General features: G+C 30.7%; 14 protein-coding genes. 5 read left to right on the top strand and 9 right to left on the bottom strand.

The window, feature by feature from the left end; translation table 11 throughout:
* Window positions 1-7: 7 nt before the first annotated feature.
* The 8 genes from MJ_RS04800 to MJ_RS04765 form a co-directional block, all read right to left on the bottom strand.
* Window positions 8-463 (bottom strand): flagellar protein G, encoded by a 456-nt coding sequence (locus MJ_RS04800; protein ID WP_064496651.1) that lies wholly within the window; start codon window positions 461-463, stop codon window positions 8-10.
* 114 nt (window positions 464-577) lie between these two features.
* Entirely contained in the window at window positions 578-997 is a 420-nt protein-coding gene (locus MJ_RS04795; protein ID WP_010870411.1) for a flagellar protein F, read from the bottom strand.
* The gene (locus MJ_RS04790; RefSeq protein ID WP_064496650.1) at window positions 987-1,391 is read right to left on the bottom strand and encodes a FlaD/FlaE family flagellar protein; all 405 of its coding nucleotides are present in this window, start codon (window positions 1,389-1,391) and stop codon (window positions 987-989) included. Before MJ_RS04790 ends, MJ_RS04795 begins: the two co-directional genes overlap by 11 nt.
* A 56-nt stretch (window positions 1,392-1,447) precedes the next feature.
* Window positions 1,448-2,476: a FlaD/FlaE family flagellar protein gene (locus MJ_RS04785; protein WP_010870409.1), complete on the bottom strand. Its 1,029-nt coding sequence runs from the start codon at window positions 2,474-2,476 to the stop codon at window positions 1,448-1,450.
* Window positions 2,454-2,879 (bottom strand): flagella accessory protein C, encoded by a 426-nt coding sequence (locus tag MJ_RS04780; RefSeq protein ID WP_010870408.1) that lies wholly within the window; start codon window positions 2,877-2,879, stop codon window positions 2,454-2,456. The genes MJ_RS04785 and MJ_RS04780 overlap by 23 nt, the downstream gene beginning before the upstream one ends.
* Before the next feature lie 215 nt (window positions 2,880-3,094).
* Entirely contained in the window at window positions 3,095-3,745 is a 651-nt protein-coding gene (locus MJ_RS04775) for a flagellin (RefSeq protein ID WP_209320038.1), read from the bottom strand.
* 102 nt (window positions 3,746-3,847) lie between these two features.
* Window positions 3,848-4,501 (bottom strand): flagellin, encoded by a 654-nt coding sequence (locus tag MJ_RS04770; protein ID WP_010870406.1) that lies wholly within the window; start codon window positions 4,499-4,501, stop codon window positions 3,848-3,850.
* A gap of 82 nt (window positions 4,502-4,583) precedes the next feature.
* Complete coding sequence (locus tag MJ_RS04765) at window positions 4,584-5,237, bottom strand: flagellin (protein WP_010870405.1); 654 nt, start codon at window positions 5,235-5,237, stop codon at window positions 4,584-4,586.
* 324 nt (window positions 5,238-5,561) lie between these two features.
* On the opposite strand from MJ_RS04765, the gene MJ_RS04760 reads away from it, so the two are divergent.
* Entirely contained in the window at window positions 5,562-5,927 is a 366-nt protein-coding gene (locus MJ_RS04760) for an Sjogren's syndrome/scleroderma autoantigen 1 family protein (RefSeq protein WP_064496649.1), read from the top strand.
* Window positions 5,928-5,939: 12 nt separating this feature from the next.
* Here the strand turns inward: MJ_RS04760 and MJ_RS04755 are convergent, their stop codons facing one another.
* Complete coding sequence (locus MJ_RS04755; RefSeq protein ID WP_064496648.1) at window positions 5,940-7,337, bottom strand: hypothetical protein; 1,398 nt, start codon at window positions 7,335-7,337, stop codon at window positions 5,940-5,942.
* Between the two features lie 100 nt (window positions 7,338-7,437).
* Between MJ_RS04755 and MJ_RS04750 the strand changes: the two genes are divergently transcribed.
* From MJ_RS04750 to MJ_RS04735, 4 genes are read left to right on the top strand one after another with little or no spacing between them, the layout of a single operon-like run.
* Entirely contained in the window at window positions 7,438-8,058 is a 621-nt protein-coding gene (locus MJ_RS04750; protein ID WP_010870402.1) for an MBL fold metallo-hydrolase, read from the top strand.
* 22 nt (window positions 8,059-8,080) lie between these two features.
* Window positions 8,081-8,737, top strand: a complete 657-nt coding sequence (gene cofC, locus MJ_RS04745) for a 2-phospho-L-lactate guanylyltransferase (RefSeq protein ID WP_064496647.1) — start codon at window positions 8,081-8,083, stop codon at window positions 8,735-8,737.
* A gap of 2 nt (window positions 8,738-8,739) precedes the next feature.
* Entirely contained in the window at window positions 8,740-10,602 is a 1,863-nt protein-coding gene (locus MJ_RS04740) for a molybdopterin biosynthesis protein (RefSeq protein WP_010870400.1), read from the top strand.
* A 50-nt stretch (window positions 10,603-10,652) separates the two neighbouring features.
* A complete protein-coding gene (locus tag MJ_RS04735) occupies window positions 10,653-15,545 on the top strand; it encodes a DNA polymerase domain-containing protein (protein ID WP_064496646.1) in 4,893 nt (1,630 codons plus the stop codon).
* Window positions 15,546-15,547 lie beyond the last annotated feature (2 nt).

Below are 15,547 nucleotides of genomic sequence, written 5' to 3'. Positions count from 1 at the left end.
AAAGAATTTAGGAAATATAACCCCTAATTATCCTTGAAATCCCACATTCAGAAATAACTTTTATCCTATGGTATCCAGTTTCGTTATAATTTACAACAATCTCCCCCACATCTCCAGGAGATAATATATTACTCCCAGGAGATGTTAACTGATTAGTAGTATTTATTTCTACAATACTTCCATCAATAATTACTGTAAATGAATCATTCGTAAATATAATTGGGTCTTTACCAGTATTTTTAATGTAAAGGGCAATAGTACCTGCTGAAGAATTTCTAACAATATCTCCTGGATCATTTATAATCTCAAAATCTTGAGATAGCTTTGTAGCTAATGCATCACCCTTTTTATTAATATTTAAAGAAATCTTATAGGTAGAGGTCGTTAAAATCCCTGCTACAAATGCAGCGATTAACAACACAGCAACGAACATAACTATTTCAGACATTGCACTTGATGCCAAATAAATCACCCTAAACCCACCAAGTCAGATTTATCTTTAATTTTTTAATAAAGAAGTAAATGTGATGAAGTAATTAATATGAAATAATAATAAATCATGCAGGGGTCGCCAAGTTTATGTTAATGAATAGAAATACTTATTACCATTATCTGAAACTATACATATCCTACTCGGCTGTGTCCAATTTACTACAATCGTTATACTATCCAATGGGACGAGATACTTTTTCAGTTTAGGATAATAAGAAATATTTTCTTCTGGCACTACAGTGCCATCAAACAGTATGGTAAATTTGTCCGGTTCTACTACAACTGAACCGTTATTATAGATGGTTATATTTGTTTGGGATGTACTGCTTTTAACATCAGTAATTACTAACTTTTCATTTAATTTGGCATGTACATGGCTGTAATACGTTGTATAAGCCTCATCAACATTTTCATAATAACTGTCCATTGTCACATAAAGATATGCTCCACATACAAGCAATGCAATAATCATTACTGTTGCCCCTACTACTGAACTAAATCCCATAGAACTGTTCAGCCCCCTTCTTTATTTTTCTTAATTCCCATTCAATTTTATCTAATAGTTCAGCAGATATCTTTTTTCCATTTAATCTTTCAATGAATAGAAGTGATATTATATGGTCAGTAATATTTAATTTCCCTGACCCTTCCACTACATTTTCTTCATCAACTTTTATTCCCTTTAAGAATTTTAATAGTTTTGCTAATGCTTTATCTCCCAGCCATCCTAACATGTAGTAGAAATCTAATATATCAGACACATTTTCAACGCCTGCTCTCTCACATAAATACTCCAACCATTTTAATGCTAATATAATCGCAATTGGGTCCTCATCAGGAATGTCCTCTAATTTAGCAGGTTTATGAACTTCCAATATTGTTGAAGCTAATCCATCCATTTTAAACACCTCCCCCACAATTTTTTAGATAAGCTTATAATCTTAATAGCATATTTTTAGATTGATTGTAATTCTATAGCCCATTTTTTTATTCTCCTAATTTCTATCTCCAACATCTCAAGAATCTCGGAATCTATTGGTCTTCCTGCAAGCTTTTCTATATATAGGAGAGACACTATATGGTCGCTTGGTGATAGCTTATCCCTTGGTCTTAATTCTTCCTCATCAAATGTTATTTTCATATTCTTAGCAAATCTTAATAGCTTTAATATAACTCTGTTGGATATCCATCCAATCTTATTGTAATAGTCTAAAATGTCTGGTAAATATGTCATACCGCCCCTACTAATCAAAAATTCCAGCCATTTAAATACCAGTGTCATGGAAACAGCATCTTCAGGAATGTCATTCAATCTATATTCTTTCTCTTCTTCAATAGGTGTCATAAAGCTTCCCCCCATAGGTGATTCTTTAGGTAGCTCATATTTTTTTAATTTAACTTCTTTTTTGACTTCTTTCTTAATCTCCCCCTTAGTCTTAGTTTCTTCAACTTTTTCATGGGTTTTTTCTACAGGTTTAGGAACCTCAATCTCTTTAACTTTCTCTTCAGTTTCAGTTTTTTTACCAGTATCCATAGTCTCTTTTTTCTTACTTACTTCAATTTCTACCGGCTTTTCAGGTTTTTCTTCACTTTTAATTTTAATAGGAGCATTTTCTATTTCTATTTTCTCATTAGTTTTAATTTTTTCAATTTCTTCTGAAGTTTTTGTTGAAACAGCCATTGTAGTAAGTTTCATTATAGCATCAAGCTTCTGTTCAAGAGTTTGAAGCTTTTTATTGAGCTCTTCTGTTTTATCATCCCTTCTTCCTTTTGATAGAACCTCTGTAATCCTCTCAACAATCTTATCCAGCTGTTTTTTTGTAACCCTCTTACCTCTTAAATTGTTTTTTAATAGGATGATAACAAAAGATGGCAATTTTGATTTTAAATTATCCAAATATTCCTCAATTTCATCCTCTGTAAGAATCTCCTCATCAGAGAACATAGGAGGGGGTGATGTTTCACTTATTGTCTTTTGTATCATGAGTATCCTCCCCGGACATTGACTTTATAATCTCCTCCTCCAAAACCTCTTCAATAATTTCATCAAGATTAATATCAAGTTGGTGCAAATAGAGAGAACCAAGAATTATTAAATCATTTGTAAGCTCTTCAACAGTTTTTTTAAGTCTTTTATATTCTGTTTCTAATCTCTCAAGTTTTTCTAAGCTTGTTGCAGTAATTTTTGAGACCCCAATAAAGGGATTTATTTGATTTGATACAACTTCATAGAGAGCCATTATATCCTGCAAATTTTCATTAATCTTATTAAGTTCAACTCTTAGCATTTCATTTTCTTTTCTTAAGTTGTTTATTGAAGATTCTAACTTTGGTAGTTTGGATTCAATATCATTAACTTTCGCTAACAAACCTTCTGTGGTTTCCATTAAGTCTTTAACTGTTTGTTCAAGTTCCTCGTATTTTTCAGTTTCTAATGGGTCTTCCAGTAAATTTTCCTCCTCTTCAGGAGGTCCTTCATCTAATTTTTTTTCTTTTTTTTTAATTTTGGAATCTTATTTTTTATTGAGGCGATTATATCTTTTAACCCCATAAGGATTCACCTTAAAAAGTTTAAGTGTAAAACACTTAAATTAAATAGAATTTATTGAAGTGTAACTACATGCTCACTAAATGTTGATGGTGCTCTAAACTCGATAATTCCAGAAGCTCCAAATTCTGGAATAACTTCTCCATATATTCTCTCTCTTGGCATAATACCTCCAAACACATCTCCAACATTTATAGCAATTATGGCTTTATCTCCAAAGTTCATTGTTGGATGCTCGGTATTGTTCATAGAACCATCAGCATCTTGTAAGACAATTACTCCAAATTCTGTTGTTGGATTGGCAATATTTGGCCAAGATTCATTAAATATGTCCCTAGTTCCATTAGTATTTACATAAGTAATTTGTCCTCCATAAACTAATGAAGCTTTATAATCCCCATTTGATATGGTAACTATTGTAGATGATAAATCAATTTCATCCCCAACATTTGGGGACACAAGTATTGCAAGCTTTGTTATATTTTTTGTATTTACCGCATAACCAGTAATCTTTAATACTTGTATTCCACTCGCTACCTGTCTTGTACTTTCCTCACCAACCCTCGCAGCTTTGTGCTGAAGGTTGGCTGCCGTGTTTATTATAACTGCCGCTGCTACTGCAGCGACTAATACTAAAGCGATGAAAATGATAAGCGTACCTATACCAATTGCCCCTCGGCGACTTTTAATATAGTCTAACAACATATTTGGCCACCTCAATCTCAAAAAATATTTATATTATATCACTAAATTATATAATGGAATTTCACAATCCAAACATCCAATAAAAAAAATTAAATTAGGGGCTTATTGTAATTGTATTACTTCTTGTGTGCTTAAGTATGCAGCTGGTGTTGTGAATTCAATAACTGCTGGAGCACCAAATTCTGGAATTACTGAACCAGTTACTGTTGTTCTTGGGACTAAGTTAAGTCCAACTGCTGAAGCATTTATTGTTAAAGCAACTATATCTCCTTTGTTAATTACTGGGGTTGTACTCTTACATGAACCATCAGCATCTTGCAAGACAATTATTCCAAATTCTCCACCACTTAAATTCCATGCAGCAAGAGAAGTATTAGTAACTTCTCCTCCAGTTGTTAAATCTGCATATGCATTTGAATTATATCTTAATACAGCTTTCTTTTCACCGTCAGTAATTAATATCTTAGTTTGATTTAAGTCTATTGCTGCACTTCCTGCATTTGGAGTTATATAGATAGCTAAATAATTGATAGCTTTGTTATCATGTATTCCAATTACTTGAAGTGTTGAAAGCCCACTTGCAACTTGTTCGGTGCTTTCTTTACCTGTAGCCATTGCTTTTTGTTGGAGGAATCCACTTGTGTTAATTAAGACTGCTGCTGCTACTGCAGCGACTAAGACCATGGCTATGAAGATTATCAAAGTTCCTATACCCATGGCCCCCCTCTTACCCTTTAAAAACTCAAAGACCTTCATCTCATATCACCTGAAAGTTGTTATTTAAGATATTTAAGTTAATTACACTTTTTAGGATGTGGAGTCAATTTTGATTAGGAATTTATTGTAACTCAATTACAGTTTGTGTATATGCAGCTGGTGTTGTAAATTGGATAACTGCTGGAGCACCAAATTCTGGCTGGAACTGTCCTGAGACTTCTGATCTTGTAGGTATTGCCTTATTAAATACTGCATTTGCATTAACTAATAAAACTGCAATATCTCCTTTGTTAATAACGCCATTTGATAATGAACCATCAGCATCTTGGATAACCCCCACAACATATGATGAGCTATCTGCTAATGACCAGTCAGTTATTGCTGATGAGTTAAATATATCATCAGCCCCTAAAGTTGCAGTTGTAACTGTACTGTAGTTTAAAACATGTGATTCCCCATCATATATCAAGAACAACTTAGCATTCTTTAAGTCAATTGGAGCACTTCCTGCATTTGGAGTTATATAGATAGCTAATTTGTCAATACCTCCTAAAGTTTTGTCATAGTGTCCTGTAACTCCAATACACATTAAACCACTTGCAACTTGTTCGGTGCTTTCTTTACCTGTAGCCATTGCTTTTTGTTGGAGGAATCCACTTGTGTTAATTAAGACTGCTGCTGCTACTGCAGCGACTAAGACCATGGCTATGAAGATTATCAAAGTTCCTATACCCATGGCCCCCCTCTTACCCTTTAAAAACTCAAAGACCTTCATCTCATATCACCTGAGTATATTAATCCCTCAATTGCTTGTAGTATTTTCCTCCCCCACACAATTCCCCCACACTTTCCTCAATCCACCTCACTATAAACTGTAATTTTCTTAAAATATATTCTTTTTGCGTAATTTATTGCGTAGTCAATTTTATCGGTGTTTATGTAGAGGTTTGTGTAGGTAAAACGATAGTCGAATCTTAAATAGCAAATTAACGTAATGATTATGCCAAATAAATTTAAACAAATCCAAATTTATATAAACTAATGGATAAACATGATAAAAACTGTTATTGACAACTTATGTTATAATTTTGGTGAAAACATGAAAAATGATGATGCAATAAAAGTTTTATCTAATGAATTGTTAAAAGGAGCAAAGATGCTTTCTACTCACTGTTCAAAGTGTGGATGTCCATTATTTGAAAAGGATGGAAAGATATATTGCCCCATATGTGAAAAATTGAAAAATAAAGAGACAATTGAAAAAGGTGAAAATGAAAAAGAAATTAAAAATGAAATTGAGAGGAAAAAATCTGAAATTAATGAGATATTGGATTTAAACAAGGTAGTAATGGATAAAATAAACTATTTAGTAATGAAACTAAAAGAAGAGGATGAAGTTAGTAGAATACGGGAGATAGCAGAGGCTATTTATGTATTAATCAAACTCAAAAAGAAGATTGAATAATAATTAACTACTTTACTTTATTATCTTTATTTCAAAGATTGAAATATTAATCCCCTTTTCTGAAGGTATCTCAGAACCGTTATACTCAACTATTAAGTTGTAGGTTTTTTCTTTTCCATCAATTTTTTCAAACAGTTCAATTAAGGTAGTGTTTTTATATACAACCTCTCCATTCTCTACATCAATCAGTTTTAAGTTACTATTTTCTGATTTTATTGAGATATAGTAATATCCTTGTTCTGGGAACATTATAGAGATTGGCAATTTCTTTATATCTTTTGAAATTTCACCCACTTGAAACTTTACTAATATTTTTAAACTATCTTTGTTTTTAGATTTAGTGATTGTATTATTCAAATCCAAATTATTTAGAGAAGAAACTGTCTTAACAGTTTGTATTGGATTTAGCGAAATATTTGTTGATTTATTTTCATTATTTACAGTTATTATTGAAATTTTTGAAGTATTTACTTGATATGATGAGTTATTGACAATATCACTATTATTTCCTCCATTTAAATTGTTATGACTTAACATTACAAACAGTCCAAATATAAGAATTAAAATTAAAATAAACGCCAATACCATATTTTTAATTATTTTTGGTTCAATATGCGGAGATGTTTCCTCTTTCTTTTTTGATAATATGGGAGTACATCCTCTTACTTTTAATTTTGGCTTTCCTACTTTAACAAGTTCATCATTTATTGGTTTTTCATCAAAAGATGCAACAAAAAGAGGAGTATTATCTTTTAAATTTAAATCAGTTTTTAGCTCTTCCTTTATTTTATCGATATTTTCTCTATTGGATATTATACTATTTATTAACTGTATAATCCTATATTTAAATGGTTCAGCAATTAGTTTGTTATTCTCATTTTTAAATTTAAACACCTTTCCATCGAGTTTGTTACTGCAAGCGACAACACTTTTCGGATTTTCTATTACTTCGCTGAATTTTATGAATTTCTTCCAATCTTTTAGATTGTAGTTTTTATTTAAATCAAATGGGCAATATAAGTAATAATCTTTATCAACAACAAATACTGGTGAATTTCCTAAAGAAAATAGCATTAATTTACCATTTCTATATACGCCTCCAGCAATAGATACATTTAAATCATTATAATCAAGACCTTTTTGTTTCAAAAATTTATCCATATTTTCAAGAGCCTCATAAATACCAACTTCTATAAGATTTTTTAAGTTGGTTATGTATCTGTTGTTATAAACTGCATTGCAAAAAACTCTTGAAAATATTTCAGATATTCTAAATCCACATTTTAATGTATTTGGCTCATCGCATATAACAAAGACAAGAAAGTCCTCATCATTATCCAATATATAGTAGGAATACTCACTATAATTATTATCGAGCAAATAACCACTTGAAACAGAGAGGGCAATCATAAACCCCACCACAATAAATTTGAAAATTTAATTAACTTAAGTTTTTAACAATATTTATACTTTATTTATTTATAATTTATACTTTTTAGTTGGTGAGAGAATGATTCTAAAACTTAATGGATACGGTTACAGCTCAAACTCTTACTTAATAATTGGAAAGAAAAATATTCTCATAGACCCAGGAACTTCTGGGACATTTAATATATTAATGGAGGAATTAGAAAGGAATGGAATAAAAGATATTGACTTAATAATAAACACACATTGCCACTTTGACCACACATCAGCAGATTATTTAATTGAGGAATATTTTAACTGTCCAACTATAATAGAAGATAAAGAAGTTAAGCATTTAAAAAATGGAGATGAAGTTACTGTATCATCCCTATTTGGAGCTAAGTTAAATCCTCCAAAAGAAATAATCCCCTTATCTGAAATTGAAGAGGAGTTAAAAAGTTATGGTTTAGAGATTATAAGAACTCCTGGACATACCTATGGTTCTATCTCAATAATCTATGAAAATAGTTTAATAACTGGAGACACAATCTTTGCCTATGGAGTTGGAAGATGGGACTTACCTACTGGAGATGTCATTCAGCTGAGAAACTCCATAAATTTATTGGAAAGAATAGCAAATGAAAGGAATATAGATAAATTATACCCCGGACATGGAGAAATTGGAGATAGGATGGCTTTTAGCTATGCAAAACTTTTTATATAAATAAATGAATTGTGGGATAAAAATGAAAGTTATAATCCCTGTATCACCAATAAACTCACTAAAAACCAGATTATCAGAATTTTTAAGTGGTGAGGAGAGGAAAAACCTATTATTAAATATGCTTAAAGATATTATTAAAGCTTTAGATGGTTTAGATATTGTTATAGTTAGCAGAGATGAGGAAATTTTGGATTTTGCTAAAAATGAATTAAAGGCAGAAACTATTAAAGAAAAATATAAAGGATTAAACAATGCAATAAAACAGGCATTTGAGGAAATTGAAGATAAAGAAGTTATCATTATTCCAGCAGACATCCCATTAATTAAGAAAAAGCATATTGAGGATATCTTAAAACTTTCTAAGAATTATGATTTAATTATAGCTCCATCAAGAGGAGGGGGAACTAACTTATTATATTTAAAATCTAAAGATTTAATTGAGATAAAATACGAGGGCTTTAGTTTTTTAAAACATTTAGAAGAGGCAAAAAAGAGAAATTTAAGATATTACATTTACGATTCCTTTTTAATCTCTGTTGATATAAACACACCAGAAGATTTGGGAGAGATATTCATCCATGGAAATGATACATATACAAAAAATTATCTAAAAAGCTTAGGAATTGATGTAGAGCCAAAGCATTCATCAGCTGGAAGATTTGTGGTAAAGAGGAGATAAATATGACAAGATATTTAACATTACACAGCATTGAAGAAGCAAAATCCATAATAAATGAGAGTTTAAAAAAATTAAAAAATGAAGTTGAAGAGGTTGATTTATTTAACGCCATTGGAAGAGTTTTGGCTGAAGATGTATTTTCTAATATAGATATCCCACCTTATGATAGGGCAAAGATGGATGGTTATGCAGTTAAAGCAGAAGATACCTATGAAGCAGATGAAGACAATCCAGTAGAGTTAAAGGTTATTGGTTCTTTAAAAGCTGGGGAGATTAAAGACTTAGAAATAAATAATGGAGAATGTGTAGAGATAGCTACGGGAGCAATAATTCCAAAAGGAGCTAATGCCGTTGTTATGGTTGAATACACTGAAAGAGATAATGATAGAGTTAAGATATACAGGGCAGTCCCCCCAATGGAAAACATCCAATTCACTGGTTCAGATATAATGGCTGGAGAGCTTGTTTTAAGAAAAAATACTAAATTAACCCCAAGAGATATTGGGGTTTTAGCTGCTATTGGTAAAAGCAAAGTTAAAGTTTATAAAAAACTAAAATTTGGAATAATATCAACTGGAAATGAGATTATAAGCCCAAATGAGCAGTTAGAGTTTGGAAAAATCTACGATATAAATTCTTATACATTAGTATCTTACATAAAAACTCTTGGCTATGATTTTGAATTCTTTGGAATAGCCAAAGATGATAAAGAAGAATTAAAAGAAAAGATTAAAAAAGCTCTAAAATGTGATATAATCTTATTAAGTGGGGGAACTTCTGCAGGTGTCGGGGATTTAACTGAAACAGCTATAAAAGAGCTTGGTGGGAAAATTTTAGTTCATGGAATAAAGATAAAGCCAGGAAAACCAACTATAATTGGGAAAATTGATAATAAGTTAATTGTCGGATTGCCTGGCTATCCGACCTCATGCCTAACTATATTCGATGTCCTATTTGGAGACGAAAAGAATGTTGTAAAGGCAAAATTCCCAGTGAGATATATTTCAGCAAAGGGGAGGGTGGAATATCTACCAGTTATATTAGTTAAGCATAAGAATGGATTCTCAGCTTATCCAATAACTAAAGGAAGCGGAGCTATAACCTCTTTATCAGAGGCAGATGGGTATATAATTATTGATGAAAATAAAGAGATTTTAGAGAATGAAGATGTAGAAGTTCATCTATTTGGAGATGTTAAAGTTGGATTAAATATTATTGGCAGTCATTGTATTGGTGTAGATATAATCTTAAAAGAGGCAAAGTTATTAGCAAAAACTATAAATGTTGGTTCTTTAGGTGGAGTATTATCAATAAAAAGAGGAGAGGCAGATATTGCCGGAATTCATTTGTTGGATGAAAAAACCAACACCTACAACATCCCTTTCTTAGAGAAGTATAAAGTTAAAGATGCTGTATTAGTTAGAGGATATATTAGGGAGCAAGGATTTATGTTTAGGAAAGAATTAGGCTTTAAATCTATAGAGGAGATTATAGAACATATTTATAAATTAGAGTTTATAAATAGAAATAAAGGTTCTGGAACAAGAATATTGTTTGATAAGTTTTTGAAAGATTATAATATAAATCCAAAAGAGATTAAAGGCTACAACATAGAGGCAAAGACACATTCAGCAGTTGCTACAGCTATAGCAATGAAAAAGGCAGATATTGGTTTAGGCATAAGGACAGTTGCAGAACAATATAATTTAGCTTTTATTCCATTGGCTAATGAACATTATGACTTCTTAATTAGAAAGGAGAGATTTAACGATGAGGATGTTCAAAACTTTATTAAAGCTTTAAAAACTGCCAAATTACCATTTAAAAAGCCAGATAACTGTGGAGAAATTATATGGGGAGGATAAAAATAAATTATTTAAACTATTGTCCCCAAAATTAACTATTGGGGATGAGTATGGGAAAAATAAAAATTGATGCTCTAATAGACAACACATACAAAACTATTGAGGATAAAGCAGTTATTTATCTTTATTTAATCAACTCTATTCTAAAAGATAGAGATTTTAAACCGTATTTCTACGTTGAACTACATAAAGAGAAAGTTGAAAATGAAGATATTGAGAAAATAAAGGAATTCCTTTTAAAAAATGACTTATTAAAGTTTGTTGAAAATATTGAGGTTGTTAAAAAAATAATTCTTAGAAAGGAAAAGGAAGTAATTAAAATCATAGCAACTCACCCACAGAAAGTTCCAAAACTTAGGAAAATTAAAGAGTGTGAAATAGTTAAAGAGATTTATGAACATGATATTCCATTTGCTAAAAGATACCTAATAGATAATGAAATAATCCCAATGACATACTGGGATTTTGAAAATAAAAAGCCAGTTAGCATAGAAATTCCTAAATTAAAATCAGTAGCTTTTGATATGGAGGTTTATAATAGAGATACTGAGCCAAACCCAGAGAGAGACCCTATTTTAATGGCAAGCTTTTGGGATGAGAACGGAGGAAAGGTTATAACTTACAAAGAATTTAATCACCCAAATATAGAAGTTGTTAAAAATGAAAAAGAACTAATCAAAAAAATTATTGAAACTCTAAAGGAGTATGATGTCATCTACACCTACAACGGAGATAACTTCGATTTTCCTTATTTAAAGGCAAGGGCTAAAATATATGGGATAGATATCAATTTAGGAAAGGATGGAGAGGAGCTAAAGATAAAAAGAGGAGGTATGGAGTATAGAAGCTACATTCCAGGGAGGGTGCATATTGATTTATATCCAATATCAAGAAGATTGCTAAAATTAACAAAATACACTTTGGAAGATGTTGTCTATAATTTATTTGGAATTGAAAAGCTAAAAATCCCACATACAAAGATTGTAGATTATTGGGCAAATAATGATAAAACTCTTATTGAATATTCCCTGCAAGATGCCAAATACACATACAAAATTGGAAAATACTTCTTCCCATTGGAAGTGATGTTCTCAAGGATTGTTAATCAAACACCTTTTGAGATTACAAGGATGAGTTCTGGACAGATGGTTGAATATCTATTGATGAAGCGAGCTTTTAAAGAAAATATGATTGTTCCAAACAAACCAGATGAAGAGGAGTATAGACGGAGGGTATTAACAACCTATGAGGGGGGATATGTTAAAGAACCAGAAAAGGGGATGTTTGAGGACATCATTTCAATGGATTTCAGATGTCATCCAAAAGGAACAAAGGTTGTTGTTAAAGGAAAAGGTATAGTTAATATTGAAGACGTTAAAGAGGGAAATTACGTTTTAGGAATAGATGGCTGGCAGAAAGTAAAGAAGGTTTGGAAGTATGAGTATGAAGGCGAATTAATAAATGTGAATGGATTAAAATGCACTCCAAACCATAAAATTCCACTGAGATATAAAATTAAACATAAAAAAATAAATAAAAATGATTATTTAGTTAGAGATATTTATGCAAAATCATTATTAACAAAATTCAAGGGAGAGGGGAAGCTAATTTTGTGTAAGGACTTTGAAACGATTGGAAACTACGAAAAATATATTAATGATATGGATGAGGACTTTATCTTAAAAAGTGAGCTTATTGGTATTTTATTGGCAGAAGGGCATTTGTTAAGGAGAGATATTGAATACTTCGACTCTTCAAGAGGCAAAAAAAGAATTTCTCATCAATACAGAGTTGAAATTACTGTCAATGAAGATGAAAAGGATTTTATTGAAAAAATAAAATATATATTTAAAAAACTGTTTAATTATGAGCTATATGTAAGAAGAAAAAAAGGAACTAAGGCAATAACACTTGGTTGTGCTAAAAAAGATATTTATTTGAAGATTGAAGAAATCTTAAAAAATAAAGAAAAATATCTTCCAAATGCGATATTAAGGGGATTCTTTGAAGGAGATGGTTATGTAAATACAGTGAGAAGGGCAGTAGTTGTAAATCAGGGAACAAATAATTATGATAAAATTAAATTTATTGCCTCACTTCTTGATAGATTAGGGATAAAATACAGTTTCTATACCTATTCTTATGAAGAAAGAGGGAAAAAATTAAAAAGATACGTTATTGAGATTTTCTCAAAAGGAGATTTAATAAAGTTTTCTATCTTAATTAGTTTTATCAGTAGGAGAAAAAACAATCTACTTAATGAAATTATAAGACAAAAAACATTATACAAAATTGGAGATTATGGATTCTATGATTTAGATGATGTTTGTGTTTCTTTGGAGAGTTATAAAGGGGAAGTTTATGATTTAACCCTTGAAGGAAGACCATACTATTTTGCAAATGGAATTTTAACCCATAACTCTTTGTATCCATCAATAATCATATCCTACAATATAAGTCCAGATACGTTGGATTGTGAGTGTTGTAAAGATGTTAGTGAAAAAATATTGGGACATTGGTTCTGTAAAAAGAAAGAAGGATTGATTCCAAAAACCCTAAGAAATTTGATTGAAAGAAGGATAAATATTAAGAGGAGGATGAAAAAGATGGCTGAGATTGGAGAAATTAATGAAGAATATAACCTCTTAGATTATGAGCAGAAATCATTGAAGATTTTAGCTAACAGCATTCTACCAGACGAATATTTAACAATAATTGAGGAAGATGGTATAAAAGTAGTAAAAATTGGAGAGTATATTGATGATTTAATGAGAAAACATAAGGATAAAATTAAATTTAGTGGCATCAGCGAAATATTGGAAACTAAAAATTTAAAAACATTCTCATTTGATAAAATAACTAAAAAATGTGAGATAAAAAAAGTTAAGGCATTGATTAGACATCCATATTTTGGGAAAGCTTATAAAATAAAATTGAGGTCAGGAAGAACAATAAAGGTAACAAGAGGACATAGTTTATTTAAATATGAAAATGGGAAAATTGTAGAGGTTAAAGGAGATGATGTAAGGTTTGGTGACTTGATAGTTGTCCCAAAGAAACTTACTTGTGTGGATAAAGAGGTTGTTATAAATATTCCAAAGAGATTAATTAATGCTGATGAAGAGGAAATAAAAGACCTTGTAATCACAAAACATAAAGATAAAGCGTTTTTCGTTAAATTGAAAAAGACACTTGAGGATATAGAAAACAACAAATTAAAAGTTATTTTTGATGATTGCATTTTGTATTTAAAAGAACTTGGGCTAATAGACTATAACATCATTAAAAAGATAAACAAGGTAGATATAAAGATATTAGATGAGGAAAAATTCAAAGCATACAAAAAATATTTCGACACGGTTATAGAACACGGTAATTTCAAAAAAGGCAGATGTAACATCCAATACATAAAAATTAAGGATTATATAGCAAATATTCCCGATAAAGAGTTTGAGGATTGTGAGATAGGAGCATATAGTGGAAAAATAAATGCCCTTTTAAAATTAGATGAAAAGTTGGCTAAATTTTTAGGATTCTTTGTAACAAGGGGAAGGTTGAAAAAACAGAAATTAAAAGGAGAAACAGTTTATGAAATTTCTGTCTATAAGTCATTACCAGAATATCAGAAAGAAATTGCTGAAACATTTAAGGAAGTGTTTGGGGCAGGTTCTATGGTCAAAGATAAGGTTACAATGGACAACAAAATTGTGTATTTAGTTCTAAAGTATATCTTTAAATGTGGGGATAAAGACAAAAAACACATTCCTGAAGAGCTGTTTTTAGCAAGTGAAAGTGTTATAAAAAGCTTTTTAGACGGATTTTTAAAGGCAAAGAAAAACTCTCACAAAGGAACTTCAACATTTATGGCTAAAGATGAGAAATATTTAAACCAGTTGATGATATTATTTAATTTAGTAGGAATTCCAACGAGATTCACACCAGTTAAAAATAAAGGATACAAATTAACCTTAAATCCAAAGTATGGAACAGTTAAAGATTTAATGCTTGATGAAGTTAAAGAAATTGAAGCATTTGAATATAGCGGCTATGTTTATGATTTAAGCGTTGAAGATAACGAAAACTTTTTAGTTAATAATATCTACGCTCATAACAGCGTCTATGGCTATTTAGCTTTTCCAAGGGCGAGATTTTACAGCAGAGAATGTGCTGAAATTGTAACTTATTTAGGAAGAAAATATATCTTAGAGACAGTTAAAGAGGCAGAAAAGTTTGGATTTAAAGTTTTATATATTGACACTGATGGATTTTATGCCATTTGGAAAGAAAAAATTAGCAAAGAGGAATTAATAAAGAAAGCTATGGAATTTGTTGAATACATAAACTCAAAACTACCTGGAACTATGGAGTTGGAGTTTGAGGGCTACTTTAAGAGAGGTATCTTTGTTACCAAAAAGAGATATGCATTAATCGATGAGAATGGAAGAGTTACAGTTAAAGGGTTGGAGTTCGTTAGAAGAGATTGGTCTAACATTGCAAAGATAACACAAAGGAGGGTTTTAGAAGCTTTATTGGTTGAAGGTAGTATAGAGAAAGCTAAAAAGATAATCCAAGATGTTATTAAAGATTTGAGAGAGAAGAAAATAAAAAAAGAGGACTTAATTATTTACACTCAACTAACAAAAGACCCTAAGGAGTATAAAACCACAGCCCCACACGTTGAGATAGCTAAAAAATTGATGAGAGAAGGAAAGAGGATAAAAGTTGGGGATATAATTGGTTATATAATAGTTAAAGGAACAAAATCTATAAGTGAGAGAGCAAAACTTCCAGAAGAGGTTGATATCGATGATATTGATGTAAATTACTATATAGATAATCAGATTCTTCCTCCAGTTTTGAGAATTATGGAAGCCGTAGGAGTTTCAAAAAATGAGTTGAAGAAAGAAGGAGCTCAATTAACATTAGATAAGTTTTTTAAATAAAT

This window comes from Methanocaldococcus jannaschii DSM 2661, from assembly GCF_000091665.1.
Classification (GTDB): domain Archaea; phylum AGJL01; class Methanococci; order Methanococcales; family Methanocaldococcaceae; genus Methanocaldococcus; species Methanocaldococcus jannaschii.
The sequence above is the reverse complement of the archived record's forward strand: the minus strand, read 5'-3'. Positions and strand labels throughout refer to the sequence as shown.